Source organism: Bacillus sp. TE8-1 (assembly GCF_008368855.1).
Taxonomy (GTDB): Bacteria; Bacillota; Bacilli; order Bacillales; family Bacillaceae_G; genus Bacillus_A; species Bacillus_A cereus.
Genome location: NZ_QPET01000003.1, coordinates 143,429 through 168,791, shown reverse-complemented (window position 1 = coordinate 168,791; position 25,363 = coordinate 143,429). Strand labels below are relative to the sequence as shown.

Genomic DNA, 25,363 nt, shown 5'->3' with positions numbered 1-25,363 from the left:
AAACTACATCGCTTCTTTTTTCTGTCCGATAACAGATCGTTCTAAAATCTCTGTCACATCAAGAGTTTGAACCTTCTCTTCTACCTCTTTCGCTTTCGTTCCATCACTGATCATCGTTAAGCAATATGGACAACCTGTACCGATAATGGATGGCTGTACAGCTAATGCTTGTTCTGTACGAGCAACGTTAATACGTGAACCTGTTGTTTCTTCCATCCACATTAAGCCACCACCTGCGCCACAGCACATTCCCGTTTCACGGTTACGTGCCATTTCTACAAGATTCACTCCAGGAATCGCTTTCAAAATGTCACGTGGCGCTTCATACACTTCGTTGTATCTTCCTAAATAACAGGAATCATGGTACGTAACTGTTTCTTCAATAGCGTGAACAGGCTTTAAGCGCCCTTCTTTCACCCACTGAGCTAACAATTCTGTATGATGATAGACTTCTGCTTGCAAGCCAAAGTCCGGATACTCATTTTTAAATGTGTTATAAGCATGAGGATCAATCGTAACGATTTTCTTCACTCCTGCCTTTTCAAATTCTTCGATATTCTTTGTCGCCATCTCTTGGAATACAAATTCATTTCCAAGGCGGCGTGGTGTATCTCCAGAATTCTTTTCTTTATTACCGAGAATTGCGAATGAAATGCCTGCTTCGTTCATTAACTTCGCAAACGATATCGCAATCTTCTGACTACGATTGTCGTATGATCCCATTGAACCAACCCAGAATAAATACTCGAATTCCTCCCCAGCTTTTGATTTTTCTTTTACAGTTGGAACTGTTACTTCGTCATCACCTTGGCGCCATGTTTCACGCTCTTTACGGTTCAGCCCCCACGGATTTCCTTGACGCTCGATATTTGTCATCGCGCGTTGTGCTTCCGCGTCCATTTTTCCTTCAGTCAAAACGAGATATCGACGTAAGTCAATAATTTTGTCAACATGCTCATTCATAACTGGGCATTGATCTTCACAGTTACGGCACGTTGTACATGCCCAGATCTCTTCTTCTGTAATAACATCTCCGATTAAACTCGGATCGTAAGCGAGCGTTGTAGACGCTGATTCTTGTTGCCCTTTTCCAGCTGCCATCATCGCTAACTGATTTCCTTGTGTATTATTGAAGGCAACTACTGGAACCCACGGTGCTTTTGATGTTACCGCAGCTCCTTTATCAGTTAAATGATCGCGAAGTTTTAAAATTAAGTCCATCGGTGATAACATTTTTCCTGTTCCTGTTGCCGGACACATATTTGTACAACGGCCACACTCTACACAAGCGTATAAGTCAATAAGTTGATTTTGTCTAAAGTCTTCAATTTTACCAACACCAAATGTTTCTTGCGTTTCATCTTCAAAATCAATCTTTTCAAGCTTCCCTGGGTTTGAAAGACGACCGAAGAATACATTAGCTGGTCCTGCAATTAAATGCGCATGTTTTGATTGTGGAACATACACTAAAAACGTTAACAAAATTAGTAAATGCACCCACCAAGAAAAATAGAACACTGAAATGGCTACGGTTTCATTTATCCCGCTAAAAACATAAGCGATTGCAGAAGCAATTGGTTCACTCCATGAAAGCTCCTCGCCATGCCATATAAGTCCCATACCGTTACCAAGTAGCACAGAAATCATTAAACCACCGATAAAAATAAGAACAAGACCTGATTTGAAGTTACGTTTTAAACGAACAAGCTTTTCTACATAACGTCTATGAAAAGCCCAAAATACTGCAATTAAAATAACAAGTGTGACAATTTCCTGGAAGAATGTAAATGCAGGGTATAGTGGTCCAAGTGGAAGATGTGATCCTGGTGCGAGTCCTTTCCAAACGAAGTCAATTGCTCCAAATTGGACAAGAATAAATCCGTAAAAGAACATAACGTGAATGATGCCGCTTTTCTTATCTTTCAGCAGCTTTTTCTGACCGAAAACATTGACCTTAAGGAGATCCCAACGCTCTTTAAAACGACGGTCAAATTCAATCTTTTTCCCTAACTGTATGTAGGCCATTCTCGTCCGTATAAGATATACAAACAAATATCCTGCATAAGCAATAACAGCAATGGCAGCCAGCCAATTAATGATCAGTAAGCTATTCATTTTTATGCTACCCCTCTCTTTGTAAGCCTTCTTTCTTTTTTGAATCTTCAAAAATATATAATTTTCTGAATTATATCCCCTATCCCCATTATATAATGAGTGAGCATTCAGTCAACAGTTTTTTGTTATAGAACAACACATTTTTTCATAAAGCTGTTTATTTCGGTGAAACTATAAAGTGAAACTTTAATCAGCAGGGGTGGTTCATCCCCCGCTGATTATTAGTTGAACCAATCGGGCTTTTACGGGCAGTTGATTTCCAAACTAGCTTCTGCTTATTCATCAATTTTTGAAATAGGAAGCTTACTGCCCGTTAAAGCGGGATAAAGTGACACTTTAACCAGTACAAGATCTATCCTCTAAAGAAATTTATAATAACAGCCGTGCTACCCGTATCATTTGTAACACACTGAAGGTGAAAAGAATGCGAAGGAGGGAATTCACTAATGCTCTACTTATCTCTTTTGTTAATATCCGTTGCTCTTTGGATTACAATTGACCTTTCATACGGGAGACTTCTTCATTTAAAACGAGTAAGCTCTCGCACTTTCCCTTTACGTCAAAGTGATTTTCACCTTTATACATACGGGAAAGATTTGTATGACGCTTTATTTACTGATATAAAACAAGCACAGCATCACATTCATATTTTATTCTTCATTGTAAAAAACGATAAAATCAGTCGTGAATTTTTAAAATTGCTGATTGATAAGGCTCAGGAAGGAATTGAAGTACGACTTTTACTTGATCGATTTGGCAGCCATTCTTTATCAAACGAAGCTATTCGCTCCCTGCAAAAACATGGTGTATCTTTTTCATTTTGTCATAAGGTAAAATTTCCTCTGCCTTTCTTTTCTGCCAATCAACGAAATCATAGGAAAATTACAGTGATTGATGGGAAAACCGGCTATATCGGGGGATTTAATATCGGTGAAGAGTATCTAGGGCATAATGAATATTTAGGATTATGGCGAGACTACCATTTACGTCTTACAGGAGAAGGGGTTCAAGATTTACAAAAGCAATTTTTGCATGACTGGTTTGATGATACGAAACAAAATTTATTAGATGCTTCTCTTTATTTTCCAAAACAAAACCCAGGTACCATCCTGCATCAATTTATTCCGACTGATGGGGCTTATTTACAGCATACTTTTTTACATTTAATTAACGCGGCAAAAAAAGAAATCTGTATCGGTACACCATATTTCATTCCTGGAAAAAAAATTATGAATGCCTTATTAAAAGCAAGAGAAAGAGGGGTTCAAATCACAATTCTTGTTCCAGAAAAAGCTGATCACCCTCTTGTTCGAGAAGCCAAATTTCCGTACTGCCGAAAATTAATACAGGCTGGTTGCAATATTTATGCATTTCAACAAGGTTTTTTTCACGCTAAAATTATTATAGTAGACGATGATATTTGCGATATCGGAACAGCAAACTTTGATATGAGAAGTTTATATATTAACCATGAAATAAACTGCCTGTTATATAATAAACATTTCATTCAAACAGTAAAAAAGAAATTCCATGAAGATCTAGAGAATGCATCTGTACTTTCCTATAGCGATGTAAACCCGCCTTCTCTTATCGATAGAGGAAAGGAATGGATTGGAACAATGTTTGCTTTCTTTTTATAGGAAAGACAATGAATAAAAGAGGTGTATCTCATATGCTTATACGGTTTGGATATGTCTCACATGCAATGGCACTCTGGGACTGTTCTCCTGCCAAAACAATGACGTTTACAAGCTTTAAGAAACTCAGCAAGCAAGAGCGAGAAGACAAACTGTACCATGTTATAAGGCAAAATTTAGAGCACACAATACGTATCCTTCATTACAATATAGCGCATGAAATCCCACTATATCGCCTATCGTCTTCCATCGTCCCACTTGCAACACATCCCGAAGTCGAGTTTGACTATATTGGGGTATTCACACTACTTTGGCGTAAAATAGGGGCTTTAATTAAAGAACACAATTTACGAATAAGTTTTCATCCAAATCAATTTACGCTATTTACAAGCGACAAGCCACATATTACTACTAACGCTATTACGGATATGACTTATCATTATAAAATATTGGATGCTATAGGCATTGCAGATTCTTCTTACATTAATATTCATGTAGGTGGAGCCTATGGAAATAAAGAAAAGGCAATTGAGCGCTTCCATGAAAACATAAAAAAACTTCCTACACATATAAAAAAACAAATGACTCTTGAAAATGATGATAAAACCTATACAACCGCTGAAACTTTATCAATTTGCCAAAAAGAAAATATTCCATTTGTATTTGATTATCATCATCATATGGCCAATCTTTGCGAGGAACCACTAGAAGAGTTGCTTCCTGCAATTTTTGAAACTTGGTCACATACAAATATCTCTCCTAAAGTTCACATTTCCTCCCCGAGATCGGAAAAAGAATTTAGGGCTCATGCTGAATATATCGATTTAGAGTTTATTAAGCCTTTCTTACACATTGCAAAAAAACACAATCATAATTTCGATATTATGATTGAAAGTAAACAAAAAGACTTAGCATTATTCCAATTAATAGATGAACTTTCTGCTATAAGAGGAATTAAAAGAATAAGTGGTGCAATGTTACAGTGGTAAATTGTAACTTTGCACCATTTTTTCAAAAAAGTAATTTTTATAGTAAAAAACATCCTATTTTATATGCTATTATTTAAATTAGCATTCCCTCGAGATTCAACTTTATTGAAACGGAGTCATAATATGATTAATCAAAAAAAATATGTACAATTTGTCATAATATACATATCTATATTTGCTCTTTGGATACTCTTTATTCCAAATGAGTCGCATATAAAGGAGATTGGAATTCTTTTCTTATTCTGTTTCGCTGCACTTTTTTCTTGTCACTGTTTATATAAAGCTATTAAGAGAATGAAACGCAGTGATAAACTATTTTGGATTTTATTACTATGTACTTGCCTATGTGGATTAGTTATGGAGATAACCCTATTTCTTAGTTCACTTTCTATACATGATCAATCTATATTTTCATATAAAGCATTACCTTTTTTTATCATACAATATATTTTGCTCTTTGTTGGATTTGCTATAAAGTTTATAAAAAATTATTCTATTAAGGGGCTTTCTCAATTTTCATTCGATAGCATCTTTATTATTATTATGAACATTTATTTCACCTTAACTTTTATCTTAGACCTTTCAAGCTTCCGCATGTTAACAAAGGATACTTGGATTTTAATTGGGTATTTCATTGCACAATCATTAGTAATTTACGCCGTTATTAGCCTATATAGAAGAGAACAATATTCTTCTAGTAGAATTGCATTAATTATCGGTTTCACTATTATACTCGTATACGGTTATATTCATCTGTTTCAATTGAATTTTGGGATGAAAACTTCTGCTGAAATTAATTATTTAATACACACTGCTTCTATTTTATTAATTGGACTTTCTTCCATACTATATATTTTAGATAAACCAATGCAGCATGAAACGAAAACAAAATATTATCGATTCGATTATGTACGTTTTATACTACCTTATTTTAGTATAATTATTACTTTTTCTTTTATTATCATTCAACCTTGGGATGATAAATTCATGTTAATCGGTCTCGTATTATCACTTATTTTGTTATTCTTGCGGCAACTTTACATGTGGAAAGATAATCAAGCACTAATTCATACATATGAACAGTTGACTACACAACTAGAGGACGAAGTTGAAGAAGGTGCATTTGCATTATCAAAAAGTGAACAACGTTATAAATCTTTATTCGAGGACCATCCCGATGCCGTTTTCTCTTTAAATATGAATGGCATTTTTCAACAATCTAATAAGGCATGCGAAAGCTTATTTACTGCCTATTATTGCGAAGTGGCAAGCTATTCTCTGGTACACTTCATTGATTCAAAAGACCACGAACTACTAAAGAAGGCTTTACAAATTACAAAGGAAGGTAGGCCACAAACGTTAGAAGTTCGTACAAAAGAACAAGAAGGCTATTATTATTATCTCCATATTACACTTATCCCTACTTTTATAAACAAAGAAGTGGTCGGAATGTTTGGGATAGCACGTGATATTACCACCTTATATGAAAAACAAAAACAAGTAGAACATTTAGCCTTTCACGATGCACTTACTGGATTACCAAATCGTCGAAAGTTCGAAAAAGATTTAAAAGCCATTTTAAATACAGCCCAAACTAACGCAAATGATGTCGCCGTCATATTCCTTGATTTAGATCGATTTAAAAAAATTAACGATAGACTTGGCCATGACGTTGGAGATTTATTATTAATTGAAGTAGCAAAAAGATTACGCGGTTGCTTGCGTTCAAAAGATATCGTCGCTCGCCAAGGTGGAGATGAGTTTACAATTCTATTGCCAGAAATGTACTCAGAAAAAAGTGCAATTTTTATAGCTGAACAGATTTTAACTATTTTAAACAAACCATTCTTCATTCAAGGCGAAGAACTCTCTATTACACCAAGTATCGGAATTGCGATGTACCCTGATTATGGAACTGATGTAAATGAGTTAATGAAAAATGCTGATATGGCTATGTATCGTGCGAAAGCAAATGGAAAAAACAGATTTGTTTTCTTCTCAAAAGAAATGAGTATCGCTCAAAATGAAATTCAATTCTTAGAAGGTGAACTTTCAAAAGCATTACAACAAAATGAATTTTTCCTTGAATACCAGCCACAAGTAAGCACAAAAACAAAACAAATTATCGGTTTTGAAGCATTAATACGTTGGAAGCATCCAAAACTCGGTATCGTATCTCCTGCCCAATTTATCCCTCTAGCAGAGGAAACTGGTTTTATTATTGAACTTGGCAATTGGATTTTACGTACTGCTTGTTTAGAGGCAAAAAGATGGCATAATCAAGGTTTCTCTCACTTAAAAGTTGGTGTAAATCTATCTGTTGTTCAATTTAACCATGCAGATTTAATCCCAACTATTTCAAAGGTATTGGAAGAAACAGAACTGAAACCAGAAGCACTAGATATTGAAATTACGGAAAGCATCGCAATTAATCAAAATCAATCTGTAGTTGCAAAACTCGAACAACTTCAAAATCTCGGTATTCAAATTTCAATCGACGACTTTGGAACTGGTTATAGTTCTTTAGCTTATTTAACAAAATATCCAATCAACACATTAAAAATCGCTCGAGAGTTTATTTGTGGAATTACAACTAGCCCTTTAGAAGAAGCAATTGTCTCTTCCATTATTACACTATCAAAACAACTAAATTTAAAAGTGATTGCAGAAGGTGTAGAAACGGAAGAAGAATGGGAATTTTTACATAAACAAAATTGTGATCACATTCAAGGATTCTTTATTAGCAAACCTGTTTCTAGTAAAGACGTTTGGATGTTACTCCATAAAAAAACAACCGTCTAAGTAAGACGGTTGTTTTTTTTTAAAACTCAAAAGGCATATCTGAAGCTAATTGTACCTCTTGATCATCATGAGAAATTACTTGGCTTTTCTCTAAAGCTGTATCCGCTAATGAAATACCCCATGTCATTGCTAACGTTAATAGACTACCGATAAGTAGTTTCTTCATATTCCATCACCCACATTTTTTCTTTTAATATATCATGAAAATTTATCCATACATTATGCAATTATGCATATTTAGTTTTTGCGTTATTTTATTTCGTCATTTTTTTCATAAACTTTTCTTTATACGTATGCATTTCTAGTATATCAAAAAAGAAATAAGCTTTTTCATAAGCTTCTTCACTCTCTACCTCATCGTAGCCTAGCTTTTCTAAACATTCACCTTTTTGATAGTATAGCTGCCCAATCAATGCCATACTATTAATTCGACACGATATTTCAATAGCTTTATTTATTTGATAAAGAGCCTCTTCATATTGATTATCTAAGTATAATGTTTTCGCATAATTATGTCTTACCTTCACATCAAACTCTTTATTTTCAGGTAATGCCTCTAATTGCTTTAATATACCTTCAAATAACTCCATGCCCTTCTTAAAGTAACCATTTTCAGCATAAATATTTGCAATTGCATTCTCTATATAAAGATTTTGGTACACATCAATCCCAGTTAATTGTTGATTTAATAATTTTTTCAATTCTAAAATGCAATATTCATAATCACTTTTCTTCAATACATACGCTGCTACATGATATTGCCATTGAAGAAATTGCTGAAACTCAGGATGATATTCTTCCTTTTTCAACTCATTCCATACTTTATTATAAATTTCTTTATATTTCTTTTGCTTACAAAGCATAATGATTTGATCTTTTAACTGCTTTTTCCTCTCAATATCGGAATAAATGAGTACCTCATAAAAATGAATAATGGGAACTTGTAACTTTGCTGCAATACCTTGCAATATATCCATACTTGGGTATACCGCACCCGATTCAATTCTGCTCACTTCCGATTGATGACATATGTTCTCGGATAACTGTTTTTGTGTTAATCCTCTCAACACTCTAATTTTCTTAATTTCACTTCCTAATTTCTCTGCGTGCATACTTACTCACCATCCCATTATAACAATCTAATTTGTTAAGTTGTCATACCACTACAATAATGTGAATTCGACAATTTTTGATATGAAATAATGCATAATATATATAAAATTCGGCAAATTTTTCATACAATTCATCTCACATACAATAATAGATTAGGAGTGTTATAGATGAATTATAGAAAACTTGCTAGTGCTTTCGTTACATTCGGTCTTCTTTGCCCTTTATCAACAGAAGCTATTCATGCTCAAGAATTAGACAAAAGTGCAGTCAAAGTTGAAATTGCTCAGCCTGGTTTAACAATCGGGAAATTAACACAACCTCAAAATGATACGAAAGAAAATATTGCTAAAAAGTATTTAAAAGGTGAGGTAAATGGGGCGAAAGCTCAACAAGAACAAGTCACTACTGAAAAAAATGTAGATTTCCAACCTACCAATAAAGAAACCAAAGAAAATCAAACCGAAGTTCGCCTTGCACAAACATATAAAAACTATAAAGTATATGGCCAAGATCTCATTGTAAAAGTAGATAAAAATGGAGTGATCACAACTGTTAGTGGTAAAGTTATTCAAAATTTAAATCAACAACCTAATCTTACTATAACAAATTTTTTGTCGAAAAATGAAGTAAAATCTAAATTACGCGATATAGTTCAAATTCCAAGCGATGCAGTTGAGACTGAATTCTCTAGCGAAACCGTTGTTTATAAGAAAAAAGATGGCTATTATACATTCGCAACTGTTATTACATTTACTTATGAAAACAATGAACAAATTATAAACGGCAATGCTATCGTTGATTTAAAAACTGGCGAAGTACTTTTTCAAGAAAAATTCATTAAAAACAAAGAGAATAAGACTATAAATCAAGTAACATCACCTAGATTATCCCCTGCAAGTGAGCAAGGAACTGGGAAAAATGCACTTCAAGAAAACATCTCTTTCAATATTGCCAAAGGAACTGATGGAAAATTTTATTTAGCGGATTTATCACGCGGAAATGGTATTTATATTTATAATGCAAACTACGCCGATTCCCTTGGAGGATATAGTCAAGCTGGTTATCCAGGGACACTAATTTCAAGTAGTACTCCTAATTTTGCAGATAAAGAAGCCGCGGGCGCTATGAAGAACATGAGTGATATTTACGATTACTTTAAGAAAGAACATAATCTAAAAAGTTACGACAATAAAGATTCAAAAGTTGTTGCTAGTGTACACGGTTTTGATTCTACTGAAGTTAGTGATGGTGTAAAAGAAGACTATGTAAATGCATTTTGGCATCCCGCTTGGAACCAAATGGTATTTGGTGATGGTTTAGACGGAAAACTAACATCCGCTCTTGATGTAACAGCTCATGAATTTGGACATGCTGTATTCAGTGGCACGACGAAAAATAAAGTTGTGAGATATCCAAGCGCTGAAACATCTGCACTAAACGAGGGATTAGCGGATTTCTGGGGTACACAAATCGAATATTACGTAAAGAAAGATAAAGGAAACTGGATTATGGGCGATACATTAGGTGGCCTAACAATTCGTGATATCCCAAGGGAAATTGGTGACGGCGGTCATAAACTATATACAAATTTACAAGATTTCTATAACGATGGTAATAATCAAGAATCACACGTGAATTCTGGTATTATCAGTCACGTATTATATCAATTAGCTGAAGGTAAAACATATAACGGTATTGCTGTTCAAAAACAAGGAAATGAAAAAGTAAGTAAAGTTGTTATGCGTGCATTGCAAAATTATGCAACTTCCGCTGAAGACTTTGAATCACTTCAATCTCATATCGTACAAGCTTCAAAAGATTTATATGGCACTGCCGTATCAAATGAATTTGCAAAGGCATTTGAAGCACACGGTTACAAACCGTTACAAAAAGTAAATCAAGTAATAGAAGTACAATAATTATAAAAAGAAGGTTACCTCTCATAGATAACCTTCTTTTTATATCCAACCCTTTTCTTCCGCAATTGTAATTGCCTCAATTCTATTTTTCGCATCAAGCTTCGCTAATACTTCAGAAATATAATTACGTACTGTACCCGGCGAAAGATAAAGTGCCTTCGCAATTTCGTTTGCCGTCTTTCCTTCTTTCGCAAGCAACAGTACTTCCTTTTCGCGATCTGACAACGGATTTTGCTCCTGCCATAAGCCAAACATTAAATCTTGGGAGACCTCTCGTTTCCCCTTCATTACATTACGAATTGCTGCCGCTAAATCTTCACTTGGGCTATCCTTTAATAAATAGCCGTGCACACCAGCTTTCATTGCTCTTTCAAAATATCCCGGCCGTGCAAATGTTGTTAAAATCATTACTTTGCATGATGATTTTTCTTTCTTTAAAGTCTCAGCGACATCCAATCCACTTTGAATCGGCATTTCAATATCCATAATACTTACATCTGGCTTTAACGATTCAATTAATTTTAACGCCTCTTCCCCGTTCGCAGCTTGCCCAATTACTTCGATATCATCTTCTAGATCAAGCAGGGCCCCTAATGCACCACGAAGCATCCGCTGGTCTTCTGCAATAATAATTCGAATCATGCCCTCACCTCATCTTTTCCTGTTCTAATAACAACTGGAACTTTTACCGTTAATAACGTCCCTGGATTGATTGTACCTAGTTCAACAAATCCATCAATAAGAGCAATTCGTCCTTTCATACCGCGAATACCATTTCCATCATGATTTTGATCTGTTAAACCGATTCCGTTATCTTCTACTTTCAAAATCAGTTCACCTTGTGATTCTAATACAGAAACTGCGCACCGCGTTGCCTTACTATGTTTTACAACATTTGTAACGGCCTCACGTAAACACATCCCGACAATATTTTGTTCAATTCGTGATAACGAGCTCGATCTTGCTTCTTGCCTCACTTCTAATTCAATATTAGCTGCTTGTAAGATCGCTTTTATTTGCTCTAGCTCTTCTTCTACCGTAATCATACGCATATCAGAAATTAATTCTCTAAGCTGTTTTAAGGCGGTACGAGAAGTTTGTGTAATTTCCTTCGCTTCCGCACTTGCACGCTCTGGATTTTTCACAATTAACTTCTCAACGAGCTGGCTTTTTAAAGTAATAAGAGATAAGGTATGCCCTAATGTGTCATGAAGATCTCTTGCAATTCGCTGCCGTTCTTCACGTTTTACTAAATCTTTAATTTGCTCGTTCGCCTCATCTAATTGATTTCTTAACATCTTTTTCTGATTAAAATTACGCATACCAAATGGCGTAAGAAGCATTAAGATAAACATCGGAACGATATTTACTAAACTTGTAGTTGTTAGTTGATTCATATTTACAAATAAAAATGCTCCAAGCATTATAACTAACGAGCATAACAGCACTCGAAATACTTTCTTATTTGGCGCAAATCCCATCGCACTTGCTGTGAAAAAGCCAAAAAATATCATAAAAGGATTATAAAATAAAGCAAATAAAAAGATGAGTATCATTTGAATGCATGCCCATAAAATAAACGTCTTCTGAACAAAATATAGCTGACGGTATGTGATAATAAAAAGTATCAACATACTGCTTCCTAGCACAAGCTTCCATCCTGATGCTTGTGCTAAGTGATAAATTGGAAATAATAGATAAACAAACCACATGTACGGAAAAAATCCCATATGTTTCGGAAAAATCTCAATCCTCTTCTTCTCTATCATTTATACCGCTTCCTGTCTTTTTCTTATATATATTGATACTACAACAAATATAAGGAAATAACCTCCTAATACCGCGATATTTTCCCATCCAATTGATTTTCCAGCTACAATATCCCACGCACCACTTCCGAAATGGTATGTCGGTGTCCATTCACCAATCGTTCTTAATATTTTTGGGAATACTTCAATCGGCATCCACAACCCGCCAACTATAGCTAAACTCATATTTAAAATATTTGCTAAGCCAGCAGCTGCGTCCGCCTTCTTAATGGAACCTATTACTGTTCCTAACGCTAAAAATGGTGTTACCCCTAACAATAACCATAACCCCGCACCTATCCATTGCCCTACCGTTAACTCAACATGATTAATTAGTATCCCTGCAATAAAGATAACTAATATTGAAAAAGCATTTACTACTGTTTGAGCGATAATTTTTGCTGTTAAATATGCTCCCTCTGGAAGCGGTGTAATTTTTAGAAGATGTGTCCATCCTTGCCCTCTTTCCTGAGAAAGTCTCACACCGAAACTAAAGAGTGCAGTCCCTACAATACTGAAAGTTGCCATCGAAATTAAATAATGTGCTTTCCACGCATCTCCGTTTTGTGGTACTTGAACAACATTTGTGAAAATGTAGTAAAACATAACAGGCATTAATAATGAGAAAAAGATAAATAATTTATTGCGGAATGTACGTAAAATTTCTATTTTGCACTGCATCCATAACGCTCTCATGCGATTTCCTCCTTCTGATTTGCAACGAATTGTTCAAATGCCTCATCAAGACTTCCACGTTCAACTGAAACATCTGTTACAGGTAAACTCCTTTGATAAATGGCTTTTAAAGTTGCATCCGTATCCTCCGTTGTTAAAATGAAGCGTCCTTCGTTTGACTTTACTTCTGTTACATTTGGTAATTCCTTTAGTAATTTTGTAGGAATGCTTTCCTTTGAGTAAAATGTGATTGTTTTTCTCGAAATTGTTGCTTTCATTTCGTCTGGTGTACCATCTGCGATAATCTTTCCGTTCGCAAATAATAAGATACGATTTGCTAAAGCATCTGCTTCTTCTAAATAATGCGTCGTTAAAATAATCGTTTTCCCTTCACTTGCTAACTTTCGAATCGTTTCCCAAAACGTTCTTCGAGACGTAATATCCATTCCGACTGTCGGCTCATCTAAAAATAACAAATCTGGATTTCCCGCAAGTGCAAGCGCAAAGTTTAACCTTCTTTTTTGCCCACCTGATAACTTCTCACATCTTTGCTTTCGCTCTGATTCTAAATTTGATAACTGCAGTAACGTTTCTTTCGCTATAGGATTCGTATAATAACTACGGAATAACTCAATTGCCTCTTCCACCGTAATACTATCAATGACACTTACTTCTTGCAGCATCGCACCGAGGCTATTACGAACATCTCTATGCTTTGGACTCTTTCCAAATATAAAGACCTTACCTTCTGTTGGGTCCTTTAATCCAAGCATCATCGACATCGTCGTTGTTTTCCCCGCACCATTCGGACCAAGTAACGCTACTATTTCCCCTTTATTTACATGAAATGAAACATTATTTACTGCGTTTTTATGTTTAAATGTTTTAGAAACACCATTTACTTCAATAATCTTTTCCATCTCTCCACCCCCGCTGTTTCTTATATTTACATTGTATTACTTGGAAAACTTAGGAAACAGTATGATGCGTCATGACATCGATATGACAATTGTCATGTATTCTTTATGAGAGGAATCAACCCGCATACCGCAAGCGAGTAGCAGGACGAAAATAAACATGATACAATCGGATAAGATATATATTCGAGGAAGGACAGTGGTTTTCATGATTATTCGTAATGAACAAGATTTAGAAGGCTTACGAAAAATCGGCCGCATCGTTGCGCTTGCACGTGAAGAAATGAAAAAACAAGCGAAGCCAGGTATGACAACGAAAGAGCTTGATTTGATCGGTAAAAAAATATTAGATGAGCATGGTGCTATTTCTGCACCTGAAAAAGAATATGATTTCCCAGGTGTAACTTGCATTAGTGTAAATGAGGAAGTTGCTCATGGTATTCCAGGAGATCGTGTATTAAAAGAAGGCGACTTAGTAAACGTCGATGTATCTGCTGCACTTGATGGCTATTATGCAGATACAGGCATTTCATTTGTTCTTGGAGAAGACGAGGCAAAAGAAAAACTTTGCCAAGCAGCAGTTGATGCATTTTGGGCAGCAATGAAAAAGGTTAGAGCTGGCTCAAAACAAAATCAAATTGGTCGTGCTGTTTCAAACTTCGCACATAAAAGTGGATACAATGTTATTCAAAACTTAACTGGTCACGGCATTGGTCTTAGCTTACATGAAGCACCAAATCACATTTTAAGTTACTATGATCCAATGGATAATGCGCTTCTAAAAGACGGTCTTGTTATCGCTGTAGAACCGTTCATCTCTATGAAAGCTGATCATATTATTGAACGTGGTGACGACGGTTGGACATTCGTTACACCTGATAAAAGTCTTGTTGCACAATGTGAACATACTGTTGTCGTAACACGCGGCGAGCCAATAATCTTAACAGAAATCTAATACCAAAAACGGCTGTTTTGTAGATTTATTCCACATAAAACAGCCGTTTTTATTTTTGGGAAAATATGTGAACCATTGTTGAACTCTTTATCATTTAAGTATATAATCTTTAGCGGAGGTTACTTAAGCTTATCTTTACTAAAAAGATATTGTAACTAAGGAGTAAAACACCTTCTTTCTTATTGTTTAAACAGGCTCAAAAATGACCGTAGTAACGTGTTAGTCGAATATTCTGTAATCCTTATATTTCTCTAACAATGTAAGAAACTATCACCTTTCAACTTCGGTCCACTAGTCGCACAACTCTCTTTAGACAAAATAAATGACTATTTTCAAAGTACATATTGTCTTCATTCTGACCAAAACCAACCCTATCTAGATTTTTATTTCCACATAACTTTAAGGCAAAAATAAGCCTTCACAAAGGGATACACTACCTTGGTTAGTATGTATCGTAAAACTTACCTTTATAACCATTCTTTTTTACTAGATATACATGAAAACTATCTCACATATAAAGGTCTGATATCATTATTTATATCAGTATTTTTTTCGACATTTTTTGTCGAATTGTGTATATTTCCATAGAACTGTGTAAATATACATTTTGTTTTACGTTAAATAATATTGCTTTGAACATAATTCTGTTTGTCTGAGAACGCGTATAGAAACGGAGGGATAACAAAAATAAATAACTTATAACAAATACTTTTAATATTCCATTTGTTCATGTGGAATAAGTCCCCAATGGACAAATGAATGTTCAGAGGAGGAAAAATGAAAAAACTTTTTAATGTATGTTTAATTGTATTCGTACTATTTTCGCAACTTGCTAGTTTTCCATACAATCAAGTAAGAGCGGAAACCTTAACAGGAGATTCCTTATTTGACACTGTTGAAATGAAAGATGCAACGAATCATATTATTGACGAATCAAAAAATCCTAACAATTTAATAAAGATAGGATCAACCATTCAAGTAGAATACGCTTGGTCAATAAAAGATCAACAAGTTGCACACGCAAATGATACAACAGTAGTTCAAATACCACTTGCATTAAAAGTATCTAAAGATTTGCAAGGGGATTTAGTAACAGATCAAAAAAATATTGGTCAATATTTTATAACAGCTAAAGATAATAAATTAAAATTAATATTTAATAATCAAGTAGAAAATTTGAAAGACGCTAAAGGAAAAATTAAAGTTGATACCGTGTTTAACTCAACTTTAAAATCTGGGGAAAAATCAGTTCAAATCGCTTTTCCTTTAGGAACAATGGTTCAGCCTATATCAGTTCCTGTTCAAGTAGAAAACTCTAAAGAAGATGGCACCAAACAGGATACTAATAAACAAGCGCAAGATCCAGTAACTAAACCTGTTACTGACAATCCGGAGCAAGATCCAGCAACTAAAACTGTTACTGATAATCCGGAACAAAAACCAGCAGCTAAAACTGCCACTGATAATCCGGAACAAAAACCAGCAACTAAAACTGTTACCGATAATCCGGAACAAAAACCAGCAGCTAAAACTGCCACTGATAATCCGGAACAAAAACCAGCAGCTAAAATTGCTACTGACAATCCAGAACAAAAGCTATCAAGCGACCCTGCTGAGAATACAAATTCAGGTCCAAAGCAAATAACAACAAACATTTTAACCAGTGTAAAATTGACGGATAAAGACGGAAAACCATTTACAGAGGATAACCGTCCAAGTACAGATTCCCCTGCCAATATTGAGTTTACATGGGAACTTTTAAAATCAATGAATGTGAAAAATGGAGATTACTATATTTTTGATCTTCCTAAACATTTTAAGATTTACAATACAATTAACAGTCCTTTATATGATAGTGAAAACCATCAAATTGGTAATTTTACTGTTACAAAAGATGGAAAAGTCACGATGACATTCAACGATTATGTTGAAGAGCATCCAGATGTTGCTGGTAACCTACAATTAAAGACAGAATTTAATAAAGCTGAAATTAAAGGTACAACAACACAAGAAATTCCTTTCCCGATTAAAGATAAGGATGTTTCTATTACAGTTGACTTTAAGCCTAATGTACAAACAGCTACGAATAAAAAGGGTTTACCTGATAGACCAATTAATACAAATGAAATTAATTGGAAAGTAGAGATGAACAAAACGAAAGACACCCTTAAAAACGCTGTTTTTAAAGATAACATTCCACAGGGTACAAGCTTAAATAAAGATTCTATTAAAGTTTATTATTTAGAAGTTGATGTTAATGGGAATGTAACGCGTGGTGCAGAAGCTGAGCCAACAGATTACAATATTATTTCATCAGATGGCTCAAAATTGGAGATTGCTTTCAAAGATTCTATCAATAAAGCATATCAAATCGAATATGCCACAAAAATTACTGATGAAAATATTAAAAGTTTCCGAAATAACGTTACGATAACGAGTGATAATCAAAAGCAACAAAACGCAAGTTCTACTGTAACGGTTTCTCGTGGTACACACTTAAATAAAACAAGTAAATATGATCCAAAGACGCAAACAATTGAGTGGACAATTACTTACAATGGTGATCAAAGAGAGATCAAAAAAGCAGATGCGATTTTAAAAGATATTTTTGACGATACACACGAACTAGATGCAAATTCTATTGTTGTAAAAAACGCTTCATATAATGAAAAAGGAACGCTTGTAACAGGAGACGCTGTTAATAATTACACTGTAAGTAACAAGAAGAATGGATTCGATTTACAGTTTAATGATGATATTAATAGTGCTTATGTGATTACCTATAAAACCAAGCCAACTAATAAAGTTATAGAAGATGGAAAAGTAAAAAATAAAGTTACAGCTGATAATGATTCAAGTAAAGAAAATGAAGCTAGCTTCAAGCAGCAAAATATTATTAAATCTAATAATAAAGCTGAAACAAATTATAAAGACAAAACAACAACTTGGACAATTATAGTAAATAATAACAACTATCCATTAAGCAACGCGATTATTACGGACACCTTTGATCATGGTGGATTACAATTAAAAGATAAGAAACTAGAAATTAAAGACGGAAATTATACCCTTCAAGCTGGGACTGACTATGTTTTAGATGTAACAGATAAAGGCTTCAAAATTACTCTTATAGGTACGTATCAGTCTAATATGACAAAGACATTAGTCGTAAAATATACGACAGACTTTGATTATACAAAGCTAGAAAGTGGTAAAACTTCATTTAAAAATACAGGTAACCTTTCTTGGATAGATACGGATTCTAATCCACAATCAAATAAAGTTGAAGCTAATTTCGATCCTGATACTTTCACAAAGGCAAATGGTTATAAATACGGTTCTTATAACGCCCAAACGAAGGAAATTACTTGGATAATAGGCTTTAACTATAATAATGTTGAGATTAAAGATCCTTATGTTATAGACGTAATACAAGATAAACAAAAATTAGTGCCTGGATCCATTGAAGTGCGCGATATGATTCTAAATGGAAATCCTGATAATGCACAACCTGGTAATGCTGTACCAACTGAGAAATATGAACTTGAAGAACCTACAGAGAAAAATAAAAACACCCTAAAGGTTCATTTCAAACAATCAATTAATTCACCTTACTATATTATCTTTAAAACAAGCCTTGATGGTGAACTTATCCAAGGCACCTACAAAAACGAGGCAGATTTAAAAGATGGCTCTAAAATCGTAAACACCCTTACAGGTGACACTCAAGTAAATAAAGGTGGTAGCTTCGTTACTAAAAAAGCTGTGCAAGACGACAACTATATTAATTGGAGTATCGCAATTAACGAAAGTCAATCAACCATTGCAGATGCCGTTGTAACAGATGACCCAACCGAAAATCAGGTAATTGTGGAAGATTCATTCCACTTATATCCTACAACTGTTGATCCATATGGAAATTTAACAAAAGATACAGTAAACGAATTAAAAGAAGGAACAGACTATAAACTCAAAATAACAACAGACAATAATACCGGAAAGCAACATTTCGAAATTGCCTTCTTGAAAAAAATTGATCGAGCTTATATTTTAGAATATCGCTCACTTATTAATGCAGACGATAAAGAAAAAGTAAGTAATAAAGCGAAAATCACAGGCAATAAGTTGACAGTTAAAAACACAGAAACTACTGAAACGATTGAAGTGAGAATGTCTTCTGGTTCAGGCGGAGGATCTGCTACTAAAGGCCGTGGAAACCTTGAAATTATAAAGGTAGATAACGACAATAAGAACGCACTATTAGCTGGGGCAGAATTTACTTTATACGATCGTACAGGTAAAACTGTTATCCGTAAAATTACAACAGACAAAGACGGTATCGCTAAATTTAATAATTTAAAACGCGATAAATATTTATTAAAAGAAACAAAGGCTCCTGAAGGCTATGTAATTAGCTGGGATTTAAAACAAGGGAAAATTGTTGAACTTGGTACACAAGAGACTACAACATATAAACTTGCAAATAAGAAGTTTGTCGGTAAAGTAGTTTTAACAAAGTCTGATGACCTGAATAAAAACGTCACACTGCAAGGTGCCGTTTTCACACTACTTGATAAAGACAAAAAAATAATTTCAGAACACGAAAAATTAACAACAAATGATCAAGGACAAATTACTGTAGATAATTTAAAACCAGGAACTTACTACTTACAAGAAACAACTGCTCCTGAGCATTATAAATTAGACAGTACACCTATTCAATTCACAATCAAAGAAGATCAAACAACAGTAATAAACCGAACTGCAATAAACAGTTTGGTTCCAGGATCGGCCATTTTAACAAAAGTCGATAAAGATGGAAAAACTTTAGCAGGTGCGGAGTTCAGTGTACGCGATCGATATAACAAAGTAATTCGTGGATATGAAAAATTAACGACAAATGATCAAGGACAAATCGAAGCAAAAGATTTACGCCCTGGAGACTATCAATTTGTCGAAGAAAAAGCACCTAAAGATTACGACATAGATAAAAAACCAATTGAGTTTACAATTATAAAAAGTCAAAAGAAAGCAGTTACTGTTACTGCGACGAATCACCTCATTAAAGGTGGTGTCACTTTAACAAAAGTCGATGATGTCGATGGCACTGCCCTTGAAGGTGCTGTATTTAAAATTGTCGATGCGAATGACGAGAAACAAGTAATTCGTGAAAATATAAAAACAGGTTCAGATGGAAAAGTTACCGTTAAAGATCTAGAGCCTGGTGTTTATAAATTTATCGAAACAGAAGCTCCTAAGGATTATACGTTAAGTACAAACCCTATCGAGTTTACAATTGATAAAAGCCAACAAGCTCTTGCTACTGTTACGGCAAATAACAGCTTAAAAACGGGCGAGGTTGAATTATTAAAAGTTGATGAGTTTGGTGAGAAAAAAACACTAGAAGGTGCTGTATTCAAACTTGTCGATACAAATAATAATGACGTTTCCCCTCACACTAATTTAACTACTGATAAACACGGTAAAGTTAAAGTTAGTAACCTACGTCCTGGTACGTATAAATTTATTGAAATAGCTGCTCCTGAACATTACGTTTTACGAGCAGAACCTATTGAATTTACAATCGATAGAAGTCAGAAAGAAACTCTACTTGTGAAAGCTGAAAATGCTTTAAAACCAGGAGATGTTGAATTAACAAAAGTTGATGATATCGATGGTACAGCTCTTGAAGGTGCTGTATTTAAAATTGTTGATGCAAATGATGAAAAGAAAGTTATTCGCGAAAATGTAAAAACTGGCGCGGATGGTAAAGCTATCGCTACTGGCTTACGCCCTGGCGATTACAAATTTATCGAAGTAACAGCACCGAAGTATTACGACAAAAATACAAAACCAATTAAATTTACGATTACAGAAAGTCAAACAACTCAAGCTACTGTTACCGCTAAAAACAGCTTAACAAAAGGCGGTATTGAGTTAACAAAAGTGAATGCTGCAGATGAAAAGGAAACACTTGAAGGTGCAGTATTTAAAATCGTTAATAGAGATACTAATGAAGATGTTCGTACGGACCTTGTTACGAATAGTAAAGGAATGCTAGTTGTAGATGACTTACGTCCTGGTAACTATAAACTTATCGAAACAAAGGCTCCAACTTATTATGATGTAAATGTAGAACCAATTGAATTTACAATCGAAAAAGGACAACAAAAACTCCTTCCACTTACATTTAAAAATAGTTTAACGAAAGGAAAAGTTAAACTTATTAAAGAAGATGATGTGGAAAGTAGTAAAGCTCTTGCCGGCACTGTATTCACATTGCAAGACGCAACTGGCAAAGAAATTATGAAAGATTTAACAACAGATGATCACGGAGTATTAGTTATTCCTGATTTAGCACCAGGGGATTATCAATTTATCGAAACAAAAGCCCCTGAACATTATAAATTAGACAAAACACCTATTAAGTTCACAATTAAAAAAGGTAGTAAGGAAGATCTTCCTATCCCTGTTACTGTAAAAAATAGTTTACTTACAGGTGGCGTCACTTTAACAAAAGTTGATGATGTTGATGGCACTACTCTTGAAGGTGCAGAATTTATAATCGTTGACGCTCATGATACTAAAAAGGTAATTCACAAAGGTTTAACGACTGATAAAAACGGTAAAATTACTGCTTCTGATTTACGTCCTGGAGACTATCAATTTGTTGAAGTAAAAGCTCCAAAAGACTATAGCTTAAGCAAAGACTCTATTCCGTTTACTATCGAAAAAAGTCAAAAAGAGAATATTACTGTTACTGCTACTAACAGTTTAAAGAAAGGTGCAGTAACATTAACAAAAATTGATGACATCGATCGTACGATGCTCGAAGGTGCAATTTTTAAGATTGTTGATATGAATGGTAAGGAAGTTCATACGAATCTCGTTACAGATAAAAACGGTAAAATTTCTGTTTCTGATTTACGCCCTGGAGACTATCAGTTCATTGAAACAAAAGCTCCTGAGCACTATGTATTAGATGAAACAACGATTCCATTTACAATTGAAAGAAGTCAAACGAAAGAAATCAATGTTACAAGCAAAAATGCTTTGAAAAACGGTAGCGTTGAACTAACAAAGATTGACGATATTGATATGAATACAAAACTTGCTAACGCCGTATTTAATTTATTAGATGCAGACGGGGAGCTAGTTGAAGAAGGCTTAAAAACAAATGATGAAGGTAAAATTTTTGTTGAAAATCTACGTCCTGGTACGTATCAATTCGTTGAAACAATTGCTCCTGAACATTACGATTTAGATAAAAAACCTATCGTATTTACAATTAAAAAGAGCCAAACTGAAACTCTTCATCTCACTGCTACAAACGCTTTAACAAAGGGTGCAGTTAAACTTTCTAAAGTAGACGATGTTGATGGCACTGTTCTTAAAGATGCAGTATTTAAAATTGTTAATATGAACGGTGATGTAGTTCATAAAGACCTTGTTACAAATGAACAAGGAATAATCGAAATTAACGACCTACGTCCTGGTGATTACCAATTTATCGAAACGAAAGCTCCTAAGCATTACGTTTTAGATGAAACACCAATCAAATTCACTATTGAAAAAGGACAGAAGAAAGCTATTTCTTTAACTGCTACAAATAGCTTAAAACAAGGTAGTATCGAATTACTTAAAGTTGATGATTTAAACACTCAAACAAAACTTGCCGATGCGGTATTTAATTTACTAGATCAAGATGGCAAAGTACTTAAAACAGATTTAAAAACAAACAGTGAAGGTAAAATCGTTATCGAAAACTTACGTCCTGGTACGTATCAATTCGTTGAAATAACGGCTCCTGAACACTATGATTTAGACAAAAAACCAATTATATTTACAATTGAAAAAAGCCAAAAAGATATTGCTACCGTTACTATGGAAAATAGTTTAACAAAAGGCGGCGTGGAACTTTCTAAAGTGGATGACGTCGATGGCACTACTCTTGAAGGCGCAGTATTTAAAATTGTGGATATGAATGGCACTGTGATTCACAAAAATCTTGTTACGAATCAACAAGGTAAAATTAGCGTTTCTGACCTACGTCCTGGTGATTATCAATTCATCGAGACAACGGCTCCGAAACACTACGATTTAAGCAAAGAGCCAATTCCATTCACAATTACAAAGAGCCAAGCTGATCCTATCTCCGTTACAGCTACAAATAGCTTAACGAAAGGCGCTGTGGAACTTTCTAAAGTGGATGATGTAGATGGTACTGCTCTTAAAGATGCGGTATTTAAAATTACTGATATGAATGGTAACGATATTCGTACTGAGCTTACAACAGATGTACATGGAAAAATTTCTGTTTCTGATTTACGTCCTGGGGACTATCAGTTTGTTGAAACGAAAGCTCCTGAACACTATAAATTAGATAGTACACCTATTAAGTTTACAATTAAGAAAAGCCAAAAAGAAAAGCTCCAAGTTACTGCTACAAATAGCTTAACTGAGGGTACTGTAGAATTAATAAAAGTGGATGATATAAATCCAGATACAAAACTTTCTGATGCAGTGTTTAACATCATCGATGCGAAGGGTAAAATTGTTCGTTCTGATTTAACTACTGATAAAGATGGAAAGATTTCTGTTTCTGATTTACGTCCGGGAGATTATCAGTTCATTGAAACGAAAGCTCCGAAAGATTACGATTTAAATAAAACACCTATCGATTTCACTATCGAGAGAAGTCAACTAACTCACGTTTCTGTTACTGCTAAGAACGGCCTAACAAAAGGTGGCGTGGAATTAACGAAAATTGACTCTGTAGATAAAAAAGAGATGCTAGAAGGTGCGGTATTTAAAATTACTGATATGAATGGTAACGACATTCGTACGAATTTAGTTACAAATAAAGATGGTAAAATCATCGCGAAAGACCTACAACCAGGAGACTATCAATTTATTGAAACGAAAGCTCCTAAACATTACGACTTAAATGAAGAACCAATTAAGTTCACAATCGAAAGAAGTCAAACAAAGCATGTCTTCGTTACAGCTATTAATAGCTTAACGAAAGGTAGTGTGGAGTTAATTAAAGTTGATGATGCCAAGCAAAACACAACACTTGAAGGTGCAGTATTTAAAATTGTTAATAAGGATGGACACGATGTTCGTACCGATTTAACTACTGATAAAAACGGCCGTTTAGTTGTGGATGAATTACCACCAGGAGACTATGAGTTTATTGAAACAAAAGCTCCTGAATACTATGACTTAAACGACACACCTATTAAGTTCACAGTTAAAAAAGGCCAAGAAAAAATCGCCTCTGTTACTGCTACTAACAGCTTAACTAAAGGCGCAGTTGAATTAACTAAAGTTGATGACATCGATGGTACTACTCTTGAAGGGGCTATCTTTAAAATTGTAGATATGGACGGCAAGGATGTTCGTTCTGATCTAACTACTGATAAAGATGGTAAGATTTCTGTTTCTGATTTACGTCCGGGAGATTATCAGTTCATTGAAACGAAAGCTCCTAAGCATTATGACTTAAATCAAAATCCTATCAAGTTTACTATTGAAAAGAGTCAAACTGCTAAAGCTTCTGTTACTGCTACGAATAGCTTAACGAAAGGTGCAGTTGAATTAATTAAAGTTGATGACATCGATGGCACTACTCTTAAAGGGGCTATCTTTAAAATTGTGGATATGAACGGCAAAGACGTTCGCACCGACTTAACTACTGATAAAGATGGTAAGATTTCTGTTTCTAATTTACGTCCAGGTGACTATCAGTTCATTGAAACGAAAGCTCCAACTGGCTATGATTTAAACGTTAAACCAATTCCTTTCACAATTACGAAAGGACAATCTCAGGTTACCTCTGTTACAGCCTTAAATAGTTTAACAACAGGTTCAATTGAGTTAACTAAAGTTGATATTGATCACCATGGAACACTTGAAGGTGCCATTTTCAATATTTTAGACCAAGATGGAAAAGTTATCCGAGAAGGTTTAAAAACAGATCAACACGGAAAAGTAATCGTAAATGATTTGAAACCTGGTACTTATCAATTAGTAGAAACAAAGGCTCCTAAAGGCTATCAATTAGATGCATCACCAATAAACTTTACAATTGATAAAGCCCAAGCTACGCCACTACAAATTACAGTTTCAAATAAAAAAATTGAATCTTCTTCAGGTGGAGATGACAAGCCAGTTACTCCTCCAAATAAAGAAGAAAACAAAGGCAATGAAATATCTGAGAAACACGAAAACGGAACTTCCGAAGAAACATCGAATAAAACAGATAACAAACAGCAAGATGATCGAAATACGGATAAACACCTTCCAAATACAGGTCATAAAGAAGACCCTACACAAACAGTAGGTATCCTTCTTCTACTAGTTGGATTATTAAGTATTTTGGCTACAAAACGCAAACAAAATTATTAATAATTTTTTCACATCCAATCAAT

At 34.5% G+C, this 25,363-nt stretch carries 13 protein-coding genes; 6 read left to right on the top strand and 7 right to left on the bottom strand.

The window, feature by feature from the left end; genetic code table 11:
* Positions 1–3: 3 nt before the first annotated feature.
* Positions 4–2,115 (bottom strand): (Fe-S)-binding protein, encoded by a 2,112-nt coding sequence (locus DN404_RS03070; protein WP_001086776.1) that lies wholly within the window; start codon positions 2,113–2,115, stop codon positions 4–6.
* 446 nt (positions 2,116–2,561) lie between these two features.
* Between DN404_RS03070 and cls the strand changes: the two genes are divergently transcribed.
* The 3 genes from cls to DN404_RS03055 all read left to right on the top strand — a co-directional run bounded on the left by cls (position 2,562) and on the right by DN404_RS03055 (position 7,543).
* Positions 2,562–3,755: a cardiolipin synthase gene (gene cls, locus DN404_RS03065; RefSeq protein ID WP_000966423.1), complete on the top strand. Its 1,194-nt coding sequence runs from the start codon at positions 2,562–2,564 to the stop codon at positions 3,753–3,755.
* Between the two features lie 32 nt (positions 3,756–3,787).
* Complete coding sequence (uvsE, locus tag DN404_RS03060) at positions 3,788–4,741, top strand: UV DNA damage repair endonuclease UvsE (protein ID WP_046393175.1); 954 nt, start codon at positions 3,788–3,790, stop codon at positions 4,739–4,741.
* Positions 4,742–4,864: 123 nt separating this feature from the next.
* Positions 4,865–7,543, top strand: a complete 2,679-nt coding sequence (locus DN404_RS03055) for a DUF4084 domain-containing protein (RefSeq protein WP_016123891.1) — start codon at positions 4,865–4,867, stop codon at positions 7,541–7,543.
* A gap of 19 nt (positions 7,544–7,562) precedes the next feature.
* Here DN404_RS03055 and DN404_RS03050 read toward each other — a convergent pair whose 3' ends face one another.
* Positions 7,563–7,709, bottom strand: coding sequence for a quorum-sensing peptide PapR (locus tag DN404_RS03050; RefSeq protein ID WP_000734744.1), 147 nt, complete (start codon positions 7,707–7,709; stop codon positions 7,563–7,565).
* A gap of 88 nt (positions 7,710–7,797) precedes the next feature.
* Positions 7,798–8,655: a helix-turn-helix domain-containing protein gene (locus DN404_RS03045; protein WP_000542908.1), complete on the bottom strand. Its 858-nt coding sequence runs from the start codon at positions 8,653–8,655 to the stop codon at positions 7,798–7,800.
* Positions 8,656–8,823: 168 nt separating this feature from the next.
* Here DN404_RS03045 and DN404_RS03040 point away from each other — a divergent pair, with 168 nt between their 5' ends.
* The gene (locus tag DN404_RS03040; RefSeq protein WP_016123892.1) at positions 8,824–10,575 is read left to right on the top strand and encodes a M4 family metallopeptidase; all 1,752 of its coding nucleotides are present in this window, start codon (positions 8,824–8,826) and stop codon (positions 10,573–10,575) included.
* 39 nt (positions 10,576–10,614) lie between these two features.
* On the opposite strand, the gene DN404_RS03035 is transcribed toward DN404_RS03040, so the two are convergent.
* From DN404_RS03035 to DN404_RS03020, 4 genes are read right to left on the bottom strand one after another with little or no spacing between them, the layout of a single operon-like run.
* The gene (locus DN404_RS03035) at positions 10,615–11,217 is read right to left on the bottom strand and encodes a response regulator transcription factor (protein ID WP_000619259.1); all 603 of its coding nucleotides are present in this window, start codon (positions 11,215–11,217) and stop codon (positions 10,615–10,617) included.
* Positions 11,214–12,344: a sensor histidine kinase gene (locus DN404_RS03030; protein ID WP_149214715.1), complete on the bottom strand. Its 1,131-nt coding sequence runs from the start codon at positions 12,342–12,344 to the stop codon at positions 11,214–11,216. The genes DN404_RS03035 and DN404_RS03030 overlap by 4 nt, the downstream gene beginning before the upstream one ends.
* Entirely contained in the window at positions 12,345–13,079 is a 735-nt protein-coding gene (locus DN404_RS03025; protein WP_001202431.1) for an ABC transporter permease, read from the bottom strand.
* Positions 13,076–13,978, bottom strand: coding sequence for an ABC transporter ATP-binding protein (locus tag DN404_RS03020; protein ID WP_000411129.1), 903 nt, complete (start codon positions 13,976–13,978; stop codon positions 13,076–13,078). Before DN404_RS03020 ends, DN404_RS03025 begins: the two co-directional genes overlap by 4 nt.
* 157 nt (positions 13,979–14,135) lie before the next feature.
* Here DN404_RS03020 and map point away from each other — a divergent pair, with 157 nt between their 5' ends.
* Positions 14,136–14,930: a type I methionyl aminopeptidase gene (gene map, locus DN404_RS03015; protein WP_100617878.1), complete on the top strand. Its 795-nt coding sequence runs from the start codon at positions 14,136–14,138 to the stop codon at positions 14,928–14,930.
* Positions 14,931–15,707: 777 nt separating this feature from the next.
* Entirely contained in the window at positions 15,708–25,340 is a 9,633-nt protein-coding gene (locus DN404_RS03010) for a SpaA isopeptide-forming pilin-related protein (protein WP_149214714.1), read from the top strand.
* The last annotated feature ends 23 nt before the right edge of the window (positions 25,341–25,363 follow it).

Coding starts and splice junctions, on each gene's coding strand:
- uvsE (WP_046393175.1), top strand. CDS start 3,788: ATGCTTATACGGTTTGGATATGTCTCACATGCAATGGCACTCTGGGAC.
- DN404_RS03030 (WP_149214715.1), bottom strand. CDS start 12,344: ATGATAGAGAAGAAGAGGATTGAGATTTTTCCGAAACATATGGGATTT.
- DN404_RS03070 (WP_001086776.1), bottom strand. CDS start 2,115: ATGAATAGCTTACTGATCATTAATTGGCTGGCTGCCATTGCTGTTATT.
- DN404_RS03035 (WP_000619259.1), bottom strand. CDS start 11,217: ATGATTCGAATTATTATTGCAGAAGACCAGCGGATGCTTCGTGGTGCA.
- DN404_RS03010 (WP_149214714.1), top strand. CDS start 15,708: ATGAAAAAACTTTTTAATGTATGTTTAATTGTATTCGTACTATTTTCG.
- DN404_RS03055 (WP_016123891.1), top strand. CDS start 4,865: ATGATTAATCAAAAAAAATATGTACAATTTGTCATAATATACATATCT.
- DN404_RS03025 (WP_001202431.1), bottom strand. CDS start 13,079: ATGAGAGCGTTATGGATGCAGTGCAAAATAGAAATTTTACGTACATTC.
- DN404_RS03045 (WP_000542908.1), bottom strand. CDS start 8,655: ATGCACGCAGAGAAATTAGGAAGTGAAATTAAGAAAATTAGAGTGTTG.
- map (WP_100617878.1), top strand. CDS start 14,136: ATGATACAATCGGATAAGATATATATTCGAGGAAGGACAGTGGTTTTC.
- cls (WP_000966423.1), top strand. CDS start 2,562: ATGCTCTACTTATCTCTTTTGTTAATATCCGTTGCTCTTTGGATTACA.
- DN404_RS03040 (WP_016123892.1), top strand. CDS start 8,824: ATGAATTATAGAAAACTTGCTAGTGCTTTCGTTACATTCGGTCTTCTT.
- DN404_RS03020 (WP_000411129.1), bottom strand. CDS start 13,978: ATGGAAAAGATTATTGAAGTAAATGGTGTTTCTAAAACATTTAAACAT.
- DN404_RS03050 (WP_000734744.1), bottom strand. CDS start 7,709: ATGAAGAAACTACTTATCGGTAGTCTATTAACGTTAGCAATGACATGG.